This is a genomic window from Sphingobacterium lactis (genome assembly GCF_011046555.1).
In the GTDB taxonomy this organism is placed as follows: domain Bacteria; phylum Bacteroidota; class Bacteroidia; order Sphingobacteriales; family Sphingobacteriaceae; genus Sphingobacterium; species Sphingobacterium lactis.
This window is the reverse complement of record NZ_CP049246.1, coordinates 3146836-3161459: the sequence shown is the minus strand read 5'-3', so window position 1 is coordinate 3161459 and position 14624 is coordinate 3146836. Positions and strand designations below refer to the sequence as shown.

Genomic DNA, 14624 nt, shown 5'->3' with positions numbered 1-14624 from the left:
AGGTACTGCTAAAGCCGAATCAATAATGCTACAACAGGTAAAAGGTTTTAAGGTAATAATTGCGCAGATCGCCATCATGGTGATGCTCTTCCCTATGGTTGCTTTTGCCAATTGGCAAGGCGATGTAGGGTCACAGCTCCTTACGGCCCTAAAATCCAACAATTCCAAAAATGTAGGTAATTTCTTCGGCCAGAACGTTTCACTTTCCATCAAGAATGAATCGGGATATTATTCCAAATTCCAAGCGGAAGTGATTCTCGGTGACTTTTTCAGAACCACCAAAGCAACCGACGTAAAGCAAGTTCAACGAACAGGCAAGAACAGCTCAAACTTTTATATTGTCTACCAAATGGCCACAGGACAGGGCAGCTATCGTGTGTTCGTTAAATTTACACAAGTTGGTGGGGATGCACTAATTACAGAGCTTCGTATCGAATAATCTGTTATTTTTTCTTATCTTAAGTTTTCAAATAAATATATTTTTATTCATCTTCGCTTAATTTTAAGTCGATAAATGGAGAAAGAGTTCAAAGATAAACTAGTACATTTTGTACAAGAAGCACTTGTAGAGGATGTAGGGGCAGGGGATTATACTTCCTTATCTACCATAAAAGAAGACCAATTAGGACAAGCACAATTGTTGGTTAAAGAACTTGGCATTCTAGCCGGTGTTGATGTCGCTGCTGAGATTTTCCATCAGCTGGATAGCGACATGGAATTCGAGCAACTTATTTCGGACGGTTCCGCGGTACGCCCTGGCGACATCGCTTTTCGTTTAAAGGGCAATATCCATACGATCTTAAAAGGGGAGCGCCTGGTGCTCAACATTATGCAACGTATGTCCGGCATTGCCACCCAAACATCGAAATATGTTCTTGCCGTTGCTGGTACCAAAGCCAAGGTGCTGGACACGCGTAAGACCACACCATTGCTGCGTTTCCTGGAAAAGAAAGCCGTTGAGATCGGAGGTGGTGTAAACCATCGCTTCGGACTGTACGACATGATCCTGATCAAGGATAACCATGTGGATTATGCAGGCGGTATCTCTGAAGCGGTAAAAGCGGCATTCGCCTACAAAAAACTAAATGATTTAGGTATACAGATTGAAGTAGAAGTACGTAATTTTGAAGAGCTTCAAGAAGTGTTGGCCTTGCCAACGGTCGACCGCGTCATGTTTGACAACTTTACGCCAGCGCAGGTACAGGAAGCTGTAGCGATGGTGGATGGTCGATTGGTAACGGAGGCTTCGGGCGGTATTAAGTTGGAAACCATTGCGGATTATGCGAAAGCAGGTGTAGATTACATTTCCGTTGGTGCCCTAACGCATACCGTTAAGAGCTTGGATTTGAGTTTGAAAGCTAAACTTATATAGAAAATTGCTGTAAATGGTATCAATATATCTGGTCGGAATAGTCATCTTAGCATACCTTTTTGGATCTATCCCCACAGCGGTTTGGTTTGGTCAGGCGTTTTATGGAGTGGACGTGCGGGAGTATGGAAGTGGGAACGCGGGCGCAACCAATACGTTTCGGGTTTTAGGGAAAAAAGCGGGATCTATAGTGATGTTCGTCGATATTTTGAAAGGATGGACAGCGACAAATCTCCCTTATCTGCTGGACAGTTCCATCGTCGGGACGCATGATGGTCCGCAGTTCGTCAATGTGCAGCTTGCACTGGGCGTAATCGCGGTACTGGGACATTTATTTCCCATTTTTGCGGGATTCCGAGGGGGGAAGGGGGTAGCAACGCTATTTGGTATGGTGCTCGCCATCCATTGGCCTGCTGCACTGATGTGCGTATCGGTATTTCTATTGGTGTTGTTCATTACCCATTATGTATCCCTGAGTTCCATCATGGCCGGTTTTACCTTTCCTTTTAGCATCGCCTTTATCTTTAAAACAACGGTTCCTTCCATACTACTCTACGGAATTGCCATTTGTGCCCTAATTCTGGTTACCCATCAGAAAAATATCGAACGCTTGCTGAAAGGCAAGGAGTCCAAGATATATTTGTTCAAGAAAAAAACGCAAGTTTAAACTTTTGGGTACAAGTTTTGTTTAATACTTTTAAATAGTATAAACGTATTAGATAAACTAAATCAAGACTTATGAAACGAATTTTTAAATATACATCCATGGTGTTGCTGGGAGCCACCCTATTCGGATGTGCCACCTCAGCGATTACGGGTCGCAAGTACCTGAAATTGGTGGATTCACAAACAATCAACGATCAGGCTTCATTAGCATATAAAGATTTCTTGAGTAAGAACGGTTCCAAGGTTGTTACCGGTACATCTGCAGCAACGCAGGTAAAACGCGTAGGTAACAATATTGCCATGGCTGCCAATCAATATTTAAAACAATTGGGGGTTGCGGATCAATATAACTTCAACTGGGAATTTAATTTGATCAACAGTGACCAAGTGAATGCATGGTGTATGCCAGGTGGAAAGGTAGCTGTATATACAGGTATTCTTCCTGTTGCGCAGAATGATGCAGGTCTGGCTACGGTAATGGGTCATGAGATTGCCCACGCTATTGAAGAGCACTCTGTTGCACAATATTCCAATGCAATGGCCGCACAGTTTGGCGCTCAAGTGATCGGTGCTGCAGGCGCGATCAGCAACAGTAAATATACCGGTCTGTTCAACCAGTTGTATGGTATCGGTTACCAAGTGGGTTCATTGAGTTTCTCTAGAAAAGATGAGCTTGCTGCGGATAAAGCAGGATTGATCTTAATGGCTATGGCAGGATATGATCCACGTGAGTCGGTGAAGTTCTGGGAAAGAATGGCCGCTGGTAAATCGGGTAAAAACCCTGAATGGTTGAGCACCCACCCTAGTGATGCGCGTCGTATCAGCCAATTGCAGGCGTTGATTCCAGAAGCAATGAAATACTACAAAAAATAAGGTTTAGACCTTTGTAAGATACATTTGAAGAAGGTGGCTATGATATGGCCACCTTTTTTTAATGCTGAAATTTTTCGCTTGTCCAGTTTTCGGTCCTTATAAATAATAAAGCTTTACTATGGTGATCACGATATAGAGTAATAGGGGGAAAACCAAGGGCTTAGGTCGGTACTTGATGTCTTTGGGCATAAACTCCCTATTGATCAGCATTAACCCTATGAAACCTAAGCCAAAAAAAGGTAAAAAGATAATGCTTGCACCCAGGTTAATCACTAAAGGTATTTTGGACAGCAATTCAGGAGTCAATAGTTTCGGTAACAGGTAAAATGCGCCAAAACCTAAGGAAAAGATTGCAGGCCATGTCTTTTTGATTTTCAGGAAATTATAAAACTGAAGGAAAGATGCTAAAAAGGGGCCGAATACAATACTGAATACCAAGATCCCCCAATTCGGATACAACTCAACGGCATCTTCATCAAACGTGAGATTTTCATCGAAATTTTTGTGCCTTTGCAATGCTTCATATTGTTCCGCCTCAATCTTTCCCTTAATAATGCCCTCAATGCGGTCGTGCTCTTCCGTCGTAAATCCATGGCCTCTTTCGCGAAGAATGTCATAGGCATACCGAACGGCTTCCGGAACGGATCTGTTCGTGGGCGAGAGATAACGAAACAACTCCTGATCGGATAGTTTCTGTAATACACTTTTCTTAACCATGCTCGGGATCTAATTATTGGTCTGTTTTTTTCCTTAAAGGAATAATTTTAATTATTTACCCCTGGAATATTTAACGAAATATAATAAATAGTTTTTATTGTAAATGGCCTTGGTCAAAATTGTGGCTGATAATTAGATCACTAGTTCGACCTGTAAATCTTGCCTTCAGAAGATGCCTGGAATTTACACTTAAATGCTTAAATTCCAGTCGCTTTTGGATTTGTTGGGAAAATTTTTGTTATTTTTTGTTACAAAAAACCAATGCATGCGACTTATACATTAACTAAACAATACAATAAACTATGACGGAGCTTAAAATTAGTAACCTGACTAAAACCTATAACAATGGCGTTAAAGCGCTAGATAACGTGAATTTAGAGATTGGTCCGGGCATGTTTGGTCTTCTTGGGCCAAACGGTGCTGGAAAATCCTCGCTGATGCGCACGATAGCCACCTTGCAACGCCCAGATTCGGGCAGCATTCAATTCGGAGACATCGATGTTCTTCAGGATAACAATGCTTTGCGCCGCGTATTGGGTTATCTTCCTCAGGAGTTTGGCGTGTATCCCAATCTGTCTGCCGAGGACCTGTTGCACTATTTTGCCGATCTAAAGGGGATCAGCAAAAAGTCTGACCGCAATAAAATTGTTCAGGAGGTTCTGGAAATCACCAATCTGTATGATTTCCGCAATAAAAGCGTGAGTGGCTATTCCGGAGGGATGAAACAACGTTTTGGGATCGCCCAGATGTTATTGAACAATCCGAAATTGATTATTGTCGATGAACCCACAGCGGGATTGGACCCGGCAGAGCGTCATCGTTTCTTGAACGTACTCCGTGAAATTGGTGCACAACATACCGTGATCTTCTCCACGCACATCGTGGATGACGTTCGTGAGCTCTGCCATGAATTGGCGATTTTGAACGGGGGTAAGGTGCTGTTCCGCGGCACATCGCAGGCCGGTACGGACGCACTGGAAGGTAAGATTTGGAAGAAGAAAATCAGCCGTGAAGAATTTGAGGCACATAATGCACAATACAATATCATTTCATCGAACTACAATCAAGACAATAGCCTAAATATCCGGGTTTATCAGGATCAGCAGCCACATGAATCCTTTGGACCAGCCACGCCTATCCTGGAAGATGTCTATTTTGTAACCCTAAAGTCGGATAGCGTTCATGTTTAGTACGATTTTCAACTTTGAGATAAAACGCTGGCTGAAGCAGCCGGTGTTCTATGTGTATTGTGCGATCTATTTTATATTGGCCTTCTTTACGACCATTTCGAGTTTAGGTGCTTTTGATGGCATTACGGCCACGACTTCCAATCCGGTATACATCAATTCCCCAATCAGTATTGCGGGTTTCATGAACAGTTTCTCTACGTTATTGTACTTCCTGTTGCCGACCATCATAGGCGCGGCAGTGTATAGAGATTACCTGTATAATGTGCATACCCTGTTATTTTCATACCCCTTACGGAAATTGGACTATTTGGCCGCTAAATTTCTGAGCGCCCTCACCGTCGTAACCTTTATTGCACTCATGTGCTTGTTGGCCTTTTATCTGGGACAATTCTATCCAGGTATCAACAAGGATCTGCTAGGGCCGAATAATCTGATGGCGTATGTGAACGGATTTTTTATTACGGTCGTTCCCAATTTCATTCTATTCGGAAGTATCATCTTTGCGCTCGTTACCTTCAGCCGGAATATTTATGTGGGCTTTGTGTTCGTCCTGGTTCTGTTCTTATTGCAGACCTTATTGGATAGTGCAACCCAGAACGTGGATAACAGATACTTGGTTGCCTTGTTTGATCCGTTCGGATTCCAACCGATCCTATACTTTACACGCTATTGGTCGGTGGATGAACAGAACGTCAATAATCTGCCTTTATCGGGTGTCTTGCTCTATAACCGGTTGATCTGGTTGGGGCTTGCTGCCGTTGTCCTTGGGCTGGTATATTATAAATTCAGCTTCTCACAGCTCGGTATTTCCTTCAAGAAGGCAAAATCAGGTGAGCGGGCAACCAAGAACAACTTTGGCAGTATCATTCGTATTGCGCTGCCGAAAGTGGATATCAACTATGGCTTCCTGGAGAATATCAAGCTTGCAGGACGATTGGCCTGGGTGGATTTTAAATACCTCTTGCGGAATTGGAGCTTCATCATTCTGCTGATCATTGCGTTTCTGTTTGTCCTGGTCGTTATATCGGTATCCAGTGAATTGTTTGGCACCATTACCTATCCGGTTACCTGGCAGGTATTGCTTTCTATGAACGGGATCTATGGGTTCTTTCTGATGATTATGATCCTGTTGTTTTCGGGGATGTTGGTGCAGCGTTCCAGACAGACCAATATGTTCCTATTGATCGAGGCAACAGCCGTTCCGAATTGGGTGCTGGCATTTTCCAAGGTTATTGCCTTATTCCTCATGGTATGGACCGTCAGCTTAGTTACGCTATTGAATGGTGTCGTATATCAGGTCTATCGCGGATATTACAACTTTGAATTCGGCCACTACATCTATGAACTGTTTGTGCTGAATACGTTGAAATATACTTACCTTATTTTCTTTGCTCTGTTCATACAGAATCTTTTCAAGAACTATTTTGTCGGATTTATCGTATGTCTAATCGTTGTGATCGGCGTACCTTTCTTGTCGCAGATCGGTGTTGAGCAACAGATTTTCAAACCGAATGCCGGACCTGGATTCAGCTATTCGGATATGAATGGGTATGGCGATATGAAAAGCTTCTTTGCTTATCGTTTTTATTGGATCCTGTTCGGTCTATTCCTATTCACGCTCACCTTATTGTTATGGAGACGTGGGATAATCGCTGGAGTGAAAGATAAGTTGGCTTTAATGGCCCACCGCTACAATGCAGCGACATTGGTACCTTTGGCATTGTTCCTGGTTGCATTCTTGGGGTTGGGGTATGCTATCTATCATGAAACGAACATCAAGGACAAGCATTACTCCTCGCTGGAGCAGGAGGAGATGTCGGTAGAATATGAAAAACAATATGGCCGGTTCTTGAACAATCCTATTCCACGCCTGACGGACGCCAAGGTCACGATGGATATTGATCCCGACCAGCGTACGTTTGTCATGAAAGCGGATTATACGTATCAAAATAAAACCGATCGTCCAATCGATACCATTTTCATGAACCTCACGCCGGATATCATTACGAAAGCTGATTTCGGTAAAAAGGCAAAATTGGTCCATGAGGATAAGAAAATTTTCGTGAACCTTTACAAGCTGGAGCAGCCGCTCATGCCGGGAGAAACCTTAAACATCAATTACACCTTAGAGAATAAACCCAATGGGTTTCTGAATGACCGATCGCCCGTGTTGCGGAACGGAACATTCATGAACAATATGATCATTCCGGTGCTGAGTTATTCGGAGCAGGGTGAACTTCAGGATAACCGCGTGCGTAAGAAATACGGCTTGCCAGAAAAAGACCGGATGCCGGATCCTCGCGATAGCAGCAAACTGGGGAACAATTACATTTCCAAGGATGCGGATTGGATCAATTTCGAAGCCATTGTCAGCACAAGTACCGATCAGATTGCGATCGCACCGGGATACCTGCAGAAGGAATGGGAAAAGGATGGCAAGCGCTACTTCCATTACAAAATGGATGCACCGATTTTGAATTTCTTTGCCTTTATTTCTGCCAAATTCGAAGTGAAGAAAGAGAAATATAAAGGCAAGAACCTGGAAATCTATTACCACAAGGGACATGAGTTCAATCTGGACCGGATGATGGCGTCGATGAAGAAATCCTTGGATTATTACGAAGCCAATTTCAGTCCGTATCAGTTCAACCAGATGCGCGTGATCGAATTCCCGCAGACCCATGGTACATTCGCACAGGCCTTTGCCAATACGGTTCCATTCTCGGAAGGTATCGGATTTATCGCCCAGGTGGATGATAAGGACCCGAATGCCGTAGATTATCCGTACTCTGTGGTTTCGCATGAATTTGCGCACCAATGGTGGGCACATCAGGTGATCGGTGCTTTTGCCAAGGGATCCACCATGATGTCCGAATCATTGGCGGAATACAGTTCCTTGAAAGTGCTGGAGCAGACCTATGGAAAGGGACAAATGCGCCGCTTTTTGAAAGATGCATTGGATCAATACCTGATGGGCAGATCTACTGAGTTTATTCGGGAAAATCCGTTGATGTACAATGAGAATCAGCCTTACATTCATTATAACAAGGGATCGTTGGTGATGTATGCCATGAGCGATTACCTGGGTGAGAAGGCGTTCAATACCTTCCTGAAGGATTATACCGCGAAAGTTGCTTTCCAACAGCCACCATATACCACATCGATTGAGTTCGTGGATATGCTGCGCCCTCGCGTGCCGGATAGCCTTCAATATCTGGTGAAGGACCTTTTTGAAACGGTCACCATATACGATAACAGTGTGAAGACCGCAAAGGTGAAGCCTTTAGCGAATGGTAAATATGAAGTCGAGATGGAATTCTTGGTATCCAAGTACAGAACTGACCCAACGGGTAAGAAAAGCTATGAAGATGCCAAAGGAACAGCATTGGCTTTCAAAAACGGAAAATCAACGGTGCAATCCCTGCCTTTACAGGATTATATAGATTTGGGAATCTATGGCGAACAAAAGGAAAAAGACGGTTTCAAGATCGATCATCCTATTTATGCCAAACGGATCAAGGTTGACAAGATCAACAACAAGGTTAAGGTGGTGGTTGATGAGAAGCCGGTTGAGGTCGGCATTGACCCAAACAACAAGCTTGTCGATACCGATTCCAATGATAATCGTTTTAAAATTTAAACGGAAGCCGCTCCAACTGGAGCGGCTTCTTTGATTTGTGGACTTATTGTCCGTACTTCGTAGGCCTATGGAGATAAAACAATATGTAAGTACCGATTATACCCCGTTAATGGAGGTGTGGGAATCCGCGGTCCGCGCTACGCATGATTTCTTAAAACCGGAGGACTTCAACTTCTTCCAAGCTGCAATCCCGAATGAATACCTGCCGAATTTGGCTATATATATCCTGGAGGATGCAGGGATCAAGGCTTTTGCTGCTGTCTCAGGCACGGCGCTGGAAATGTTGTTCGTCCATGCAGATGTCCGAGGTAAGGGATATGGAGGAAAGCTCCTGCAATTTGCGATCGCCGAACTTGGCATTCAGGAGGTGGATGTCAATGAACAGAATGAGCAGGCCGTGGGGTTTTACAGAAAGTATGGATTTCGGCAGGTCGGACGGTTGGAAAAGGACGGCGCAGGTAAGGATTATCCCATTTTACAGTTATCTTTGTAGCGTATTAGAACAGAAAGGTTGTCACAAGAAATATGAATATTCAGGACCTGATCATTAAGGATAAAGAGCAGATCGCAATTCAGGATGTTTTCCTGTCGGAAGAGAATAGGGCGAAAATAGAACAATTGATCAAAGAGCATCGGTATGTCAGCGAGTTGAAGGAATACGGTTTGCCGGTAACCAATAAAGTGATCCTATTCGGAAGTTCCGGATGCGGAAAGACAACAACGGCCAAAGCCATTGCCAATACCCTGGATAAAAACCTGATCATTCTCAACCTGAGCAATGTTATCAATTCCAAGATCGGGGAGACCTCACAGAACGTGAAGCAGGTATTCGATCGGGCGGCACGCGATAAAGCCGTACTTTTTCTGGACGAATTCGATCAATTGGGAAAAGCAAGGGGAGAGGATGATAATGACGTTGGAGAGATGCGCAGGCTAGTAAACTCCATTATCCAACAGATCGATTACCTTCCTGATGATGTCCTGCTGATCTGTGCCACCAACCATGTCGAGATCATTGACCATGCCTTGATGCGCAGATTCCAGGTTCGGATTCACTACGCCATGCCGGATCAACAAGCGCTCGATGCTTACTACGATACTTTACTGGCCAGATTCCCGGAAGAACTTCACCCGCAGCAACGGGTTTACGGATTGTCATTTGCCGAAGCCAAGGATAACCTCTTTGCCGTTGTCAAATCCAACCTGATCAAGAAATTGGACATGAAGGGCCGTATGCTATAAGGTCATATGACCCATAAAGAAAAAGAGGTTGTTAGCTCATGCTAACAACCTCTTTTCGTATAGTTCGATGGATCTTATTTGTACATCTCTTCGCGCTGTGCTTTTACAGCTTCGGAATTGATGTATTCATCGTAGCTCATCAATTTGTCGATGATGCCTTTCGGTGTCAATTCAATGATACGGTTCGCAACTGTCTGTGTCAACTCGTGGTCACGGGATGTGAACAGCATAGATCCACGGAAATCAGTCATACCGTTGTTCAATGCGGTGATGGATTCCAAGTCCAAGTGGTTGGTCGGTTCATCAAAGATCAGGAAGTTTGCACCCTGTAACATCATTCTGGAGAACATACAACGCATTTTTTCCCCTCCGGAAAGGACACTGCATTTTTTCAAGACCTCTTCACCAGAGAATAGCATCTTCCCTAGGAAACCACGGATAAATTGTTCATCGGCATCTGGTTTTGTGGTATAATCGCGCAACCAGTCTACCAGGTTCTCATCCTTGCCATCGAAGAAGGCAGCGTTGTCGATCGGCATATCGGCAGGCGTAATGGTAATCCCCCATTTGAACTCACCAACATAATCTTTATCGCGTCCGGTCAGGATATCGTAGAATGCAGAAGTCACCAAGTTGTTCTCGGAAAGTACGGCAATCTTATCCCCTTTATTGATCATAAAGTTGATGTCCTTGAAGTACACTTCGCCATTCATGGTCTTGCCCAAGTTCTCGACGGTCAAGATCTGATCGCCAGGTTCTCTATCCATCATGTTGAACATGATTGCCGGATATTTTCTGTTGGACGGTTTGATCTCGTCAATATTGATCTTATCCAAGGCTTTCTTACGAGAAGTTGCCTGTTTGGATTTGGAAGCGTTGGCGGAGAAACGGCGGATAAATTCCTGCAATTCCTTCACTTTGTCTTCCATTTTCTTGTTCTGATCTGCACGCTGTTTCAATGCCAATTGTGAAGACTCGTACCAGAAGCTGTAGTTACCGGTATAGATGGACATTTTACCGAAGTCGATATCCACGATATGGGTACATACGGCATCCAAGAAGTGACGGTCGTGGGATACAACCAGTACAATAGCTTCGTAACTCGCCAAGAAATCCTCCAACCAGGCAATCGTATTGATGTCCAAGTCGTTGGTAGGCTCATCGAGAATCAAGATATCCGGTTTTCCGAAAAGTGCCTGTGCCAAGAGGACACGTACTTTCTCGTTACCATCCAGTTCTTTTACCAATTTATAGTGAAGATCTTCCTTGATACCTAAGTTGCTCAATAGGGTAGCGGCATTGCTTTCGGCATTCCAGCCGTCCATTTCCGCAAATAAGCTTTCCAGCTCACCAGCACGTTCTCCATCGGCATCAGTGAAAGGGTCTTTCAAATAGATGGCATCCTTTTCTTTCATGACCTTATATAGGTCCTGGTTGCCCATCATGACAGTTTCAATCACAGGGTATTCATCGAACTCATAGTGGTTCTGGTTCAGTACAGACATACGCTCTCCCGGAGTGAAGGCTACGGAACCCGTCGTGGGATCAACCTCTCCAGAGATGATCTTTAGAAATGTGGATTTCCCAGCTCCATTCGCACCAATAATACCGTAACAGTTTCCAGAAGTAAATTTTAAGTTGACATCTTCGAATAGGACGCGTTTCCCAAAACGAAGAGATAAATTCGATACGTTAATCATGCCGCAAAGATACGGTAATTAATTGGATTGTAAACCACTGCCTTTGCTAAAAATTAGGCCTATTTCGTTACCTGTTGCAGACCTAAATGGCTAGGTATCCGAGAATTGTTCTTACCGAATATAACACCGAGTTGTTTTAGAAATAATGTTGCCTTAAAAGAAAGGTAATCTTAGTTCATGATATTTAGGGTATATATTAGTTACAGGTCGCTTTTGGGTATTTAGATCATTCAACACCATTCGCTCCCTTTATTCTACGTTCTCTAATTTAGTTTTCTGTTTTCTAGCCCTGTTAATTAGACTCCTTGTTCCTTCTGGTTGTTTAGCAGGGCTTATTTATAATTTCTCCAGTTCTAGGGATAGCGCCTTGAGGTCTTGTTTCATCAGATTGATGTTCGACTCGAGCTGGTCGTACATATCGGCACGGTTCTCCAGCTGTTCACTGCTGTACCTTCCGCCTTCGCCAAAGTACAAGGCCACCATTTCCTCTTCAGATTCTTTGGTTATCTGTCCGAAGCTCGTCCATTTTTTAACGATCTGCTCCCGAAGAGACTGATCGATACCGTTTTGTGGATCGGCATAATTAAGGTAATACCAGACAGCAGCAGGGAAGTTCAAAGATGTTGGCGAGCCGTACCATACATCGCGTAAGGCATTGCGTTTATGGTAGAAATCGGTGGATTGGTCATTCATCAGCATCATGACACCGAAGGTGGCCTCCGCGACACCCGTAGAGATACCCACAACATGGCTTGCACCTTCATCCTTAATTACACCTTCCGTTAGGATAGCCCCCAACGCACCCACCACAATCGCGGCAACCGTCAATTTGGATTCCTTCGCTCGGATTTTCCCAACCAGGTAATTCGCAACTTGGGACGTGCGTTCTTCCTCACAGTCCATTTCGGAAGATATTGCTGAGATCTCTAAGGAAGACATGTTGATCTTGTGGTCTATCGCCTGTTTTAGCTCCAGGATTTCCAGCCGATAAGCCAGATCATCTGCTGGCTTCGGATGCTGACGGAGTTCCACAAAGCGGGTCACCAGATCCAAGATGCCAATGGCATTGGCCATGTTCAGGTTGTTGTAACTGAGCTTGTTCTGTACCAGGGGTGAGATTTGCCGGTCATGCAGGGGAATTGGTAAGCTATCGATGGTATAACTGTACACATTCTGCTGGTTGCAGTTGCTGTGATGCAACAGATCCCGGATTTCAAGGTTCTTTACCGATCGGCAGGACGTCATCCCCAACGCCAAAAGGACAATCGAACAGAGCAGCAGCAATTTTCTCATGACATGTTTCGTTAATAATTCGTGTATAGGGTAAATAGCAAATCTAGGGTTTGTGTTTGTCATAATTTAAAGGAAATGTGTCGGTTTTGAAAATATTTATTCCTGTGTAGCAAAACATTTGGTCCTGTGCAGATGACATTAATATGAAATATTGAAAAAAATATATTTATTTTACGTCATCATAAAAATGAAATATAACTATTTAAACCAAATTAATGGATAAAATTATCTCAACGGTGTCCACCCTGGTGTGGTCAGATGTTTTCATTTACCTCTGCTTGTGCACGGGGTTATATTTCTCCATTCGCACTGGATTTTTACAGGTTACCTATTTGAAGGATATGCTGCGTCTGTTGTTCGCTAAGAAGAAAACAGATGAGGGGATATCTTCCTTTCAGGCTTTTGCCTTAGCGATTTCCGGTCGAGTAGGGACGGGGAATATCATTGGTGTGGCTACGGCCATATTCTACGGTGGCCCCGGCGCTGTATTCTGGATGTGGATCATTGCCTTCCTCGGCTCCTCATCGGCTTTCGTGGAAGCGACCTTGGGACAGTTGTACAAAAAGAAAGAGGGAACGGAATTCCGCGGAGGTCCGGCATACTATATTGAAAAGGGATTGGGCGTTAAATGGTATGCGGTGTTATTTGCCGTATTGACCATTATAAGTGCAGGTTTTCTTTTGCCAGGCGTGCAGAGCAATGCCATTGCCTCTTCTGCCGCTAATGCATTCGACCTTCCAACGCATTATACGGGTATTGCTGTCGTACTCTTGCTGATCCTGATCATTTTTGGTGGTGTCAAGCGCCTGGGATCGGTCGCTGAATTTGTCGTTCCATTTATGGCAGGCGGCTATATCCTGATGACGTTGATCATCATAGGGATGAACTTTCAGCAAATTCCTGAGGTTTTCGGATTGATCTTCAGTAGTGCATTCAGTCTGAATGCTACTTTTGGTGGTATTATCGGTATGGCGATTGCCTGGGGGGTGAAGCGAGGGATCTATTCCAATGAAGCAGGGCAGGGTACTGCGCCTCACGCTGCTGCAGCGGCTGAGGTAAACCATCCGGCACAGCAAGGACTCGTTCAGGCATTCTCGGTTTATGTGGACACGCTGTTTGTCTGTACGGCAACAGCATTGATGATCCTATTTACGGGCATGTACAATGTAACGGATGTTGATGCAGCGGGCAAACCAGCAACGGCTATTGTCGAGAACCTACCAGGGGTGGACTATAACGGATTTACACAGGCAGCCGTATCGCACCATTTCCCAGGTTTCGGAAATGAATTTATTGCCATTGCGCTCTTCTTTTTCGCCTTCACGACCATCATGGCTTATTTCTATTATGCAGATACCAATATTTCCTATCTAATCAAGGATGGCAAGGCAAAGAAAATAATCGGGTTCATATTTAAGATTGTATTCTTGAGCACGGTTTATTTTGGGACGGTGCGCACTGCGGATATGGCGTGGGCAATCGGCGATATTGGCGTGGGTTTGATGGCCTGGGTGAATATTATCGCGATCTTGTTGCTGAGCAAGACCGCCATGAAGGTATGGAAAGACTATAAGCAGAAACGGAAACAGGGTATTGAAGACCCCGATTTCAATCCCGAAGAAATTGGCATCAAAAACGCCGATTATTGGACCGATAAAAATTAACGCAGCACATTAAAAAGGGGACAAAACTAGATTTGTCCCCTTTTTAATGTTTACCTAATCCCAAAACAAGTGGTCGCAAATAGCAATATTGCAGCCACACACAATAATAGAATTAAGGTCGTCAAAGGCGTTCTTTTCATTGGCAGTCCGTTTATTGTTTGTTTTTGGTAATGTGATTAAAGTTACATAAATATATTAACTATTATCACAATAAAACTTTGTATATCAGTTTTTAATGGTTTTCTTGTTAAAGTTTTTAGGCTAATTGTG

Annotated in this window: 12 protein-coding genes; 9 read left to right on the top strand and 3 right to left on the bottom strand. The window is 44.0% G+C overall.

What is annotated here, in order from left to right; translation table 11 throughout:
- The first annotated feature begins 25 nt into the window (after positions 1 to 25).
- The 4 genes from G6N79_RS13790 to G6N79_RS13775 all read left to right on the top strand — a co-directional run bounded on the left by G6N79_RS13790 (position 26) and on the right by G6N79_RS13775 (position 2908).
- Positions 26 to 439, top strand: a complete 414-nt coding sequence (locus G6N79_RS13790; RefSeq protein WP_103905174.1) for a DUF4783 domain-containing protein — start codon at positions 26 to 28, stop codon at positions 437 to 439.
- Positions 440 to 514: 75 nt separating this feature from the next.
- Positions 515 to 1372 (top strand): carboxylating nicotinate-nucleotide diphosphorylase, encoded by an 858-nt coding sequence (gene nadC / locus G6N79_RS13785; RefSeq protein WP_103905175.1) that lies wholly within the window; start codon positions 515 to 517, stop codon positions 1370 to 1372.
- A gap of 13 nt (positions 1373 to 1385) precedes the next feature.
- Complete coding sequence (plsY, locus tag G6N79_RS13780) at positions 1386 to 2036, top strand: glycerol-3-phosphate 1-O-acyltransferase PlsY (protein ID WP_103905176.1); 651 nt, start codon at positions 1386 to 1388, stop codon at positions 2034 to 2036.
- A gap of 71 nt (positions 2037 to 2107) precedes the next feature.
- Positions 2108 to 2908, top strand: coding sequence for a M48 family metallopeptidase (locus tag G6N79_RS13775; protein ID WP_103905177.1), 801 nt, complete (start codon positions 2108 to 2110; stop codon positions 2906 to 2908).
- 96 nt (positions 2909 to 3004) lie between these two features.
- Here the strand turns inward: G6N79_RS13775 and G6N79_RS13770 are convergent, their stop codons facing one another.
- Positions 3005 to 3625 (bottom strand): hypothetical protein, encoded by a 621-nt coding sequence (locus G6N79_RS13770; protein ID WP_103905178.1) that lies wholly within the window; start codon positions 3623 to 3625, stop codon positions 3005 to 3007.
- Positions 3626 to 3927: 302 nt separating this feature from the next.
- On the opposite strand from G6N79_RS13770, the gene G6N79_RS13765 reads away from it, so the two are divergent.
- The 4 genes from G6N79_RS13765 (at position 3928) to G6N79_RS13750 (ending at position 9697) form a co-directional block, all read left to right on the top strand.
- Entirely contained in the window at positions 3928 to 4815 is an 888-nt protein-coding gene (locus tag G6N79_RS13765) for an ABC transporter ATP-binding protein (protein WP_103905179.1), read from the top strand.
- Positions 4808 to 8455: an ABC transporter permease/M1 family aminopeptidase gene (locus G6N79_RS13760; protein WP_103905180.1), complete on the top strand. Its 3648-nt coding sequence runs from the start codon at positions 4808 to 4810 to the stop codon at positions 8453 to 8455. Before G6N79_RS13765 ends, G6N79_RS13760 begins: the two co-directional genes overlap by 8 nt.
- 67 nt (positions 8456 to 8522) lie before the next feature.
- Positions 8523 to 8948, top strand: coding sequence for a GNAT family N-acetyltransferase (locus G6N79_RS13755; protein WP_103905181.1), 426 nt, complete (start codon positions 8523 to 8525; stop codon positions 8946 to 8948).
- A 32-nt stretch (positions 8949 to 8980) separates the two neighbouring features.
- The gene (locus G6N79_RS13750) at positions 8981 to 9697 is read left to right on the top strand and encodes an AAA family ATPase (RefSeq protein WP_103905182.1); all 717 of its coding nucleotides are present in this window, start codon (positions 8981 to 8983) and stop codon (positions 9695 to 9697) included.
- A gap of 74 nt (positions 9698 to 9771) precedes the next feature.
- Here G6N79_RS13750 and G6N79_RS13745 read toward each other — a convergent pair whose 3' ends face one another.
- Together G6N79_RS13745 and G6N79_RS13740 are read right to left on the bottom strand one after the other, a co-directional pair.
- Positions 9772 to 11397 carry an ABC-F family ATP-binding cassette domain-containing protein gene (locus G6N79_RS13745; RefSeq protein ID WP_103905183.1) on the bottom strand — a complete coding sequence of 542 codons (1626 nt, stop codon included), beginning with the start codon at positions 11395 to 11397 and terminating at the stop codon, positions 9772 to 9774.
- A 336-nt stretch (positions 11398 to 11733) separates the two neighbouring features.
- Complete coding sequence (locus G6N79_RS13740) at positions 11734 to 12690, bottom strand: hypothetical protein (RefSeq protein WP_103905184.1); 957 nt, start codon at positions 12688 to 12690, stop codon at positions 11734 to 11736.
- Between the two features lie 215 nt (positions 12691 to 12905).
- Here G6N79_RS13740 and G6N79_RS13735 point away from each other — a divergent pair, with 215 nt between their 5' ends.
- Positions 12906 to 14354, top strand: a complete 1449-nt coding sequence (locus tag G6N79_RS13735; RefSeq protein ID WP_103905185.1) for an alanine/glycine:cation symporter family protein — start codon at positions 12906 to 12908, stop codon at positions 14352 to 14354.
- Positions 14355 to 14624: the final 270 nt, after the last annotated feature.

Coding starts and splice junctions, on each gene's coding strand:
- G6N79_RS13790 (WP_103905174.1), top strand. CDS start 26: ATGCTACAACAGGTAAAAGGTTTTAAGGTAATAATTGCGCAGATCGCC.
- nadC (WP_103905175.1), top strand. CDS start 515: ATGGAGAAAGAGTTCAAAGATAAACTAGTACATTTTGTACAAGAAGCA.
- plsY (WP_103905176.1), top strand. CDS start 1,386: ATGGTATCAATATATCTGGTCGGAATAGTCATCTTAGCATACCTTTTT.
- G6N79_RS13775 (WP_103905177.1), top strand. CDS start 2,108: ATGAAACGAATTTTTAAATATACATCCATGGTGTTGCTGGGAGCCACC.
- G6N79_RS13770 (WP_103905178.1), bottom strand. CDS start 3,625: ATGGTTAAGAAAAGTGTATTACAGAAACTATCCGATCAGGAGTTGTTT.
- G6N79_RS13765 (WP_103905179.1), top strand. CDS start 3,928: ATGACGGAGCTTAAAATTAGTAACCTGACTAAAACCTATAACAATGGC.
- G6N79_RS13760 (WP_103905180.1), top strand. CDS start 4,808: ATGTTTAGTACGATTTTCAACTTTGAGATAAAACGCTGGCTGAAGCAG.
- G6N79_RS13755 (WP_103905181.1), top strand. CDS start 8,523: ATGGAGATAAAACAATATGTAAGTACCGATTATACCCCGTTAATGGAG.
- G6N79_RS13750 (WP_103905182.1), top strand. CDS start 8,981: ATGAATATTCAGGACCTGATCATTAAGGATAAAGAGCAGATCGCAATT.
- G6N79_RS13745 (WP_103905183.1), bottom strand. CDS start 11,397: ATGATTAACGTATCGAATTTATCTCTTCGTTTTGGGAAACGCGTCCTA.
- G6N79_RS13740 (WP_103905184.1), bottom strand. CDS start 12,690: ATGAGAAAATTGCTGCTGCTCTGTTCGATTGTCCTTTTGGCGTTGGGG.
- G6N79_RS13735 (WP_103905185.1), top strand. CDS start 12,906: ATGGATAAAATTATCTCAACGGTGTCCACCCTGGTGTGGTCAGATGTT.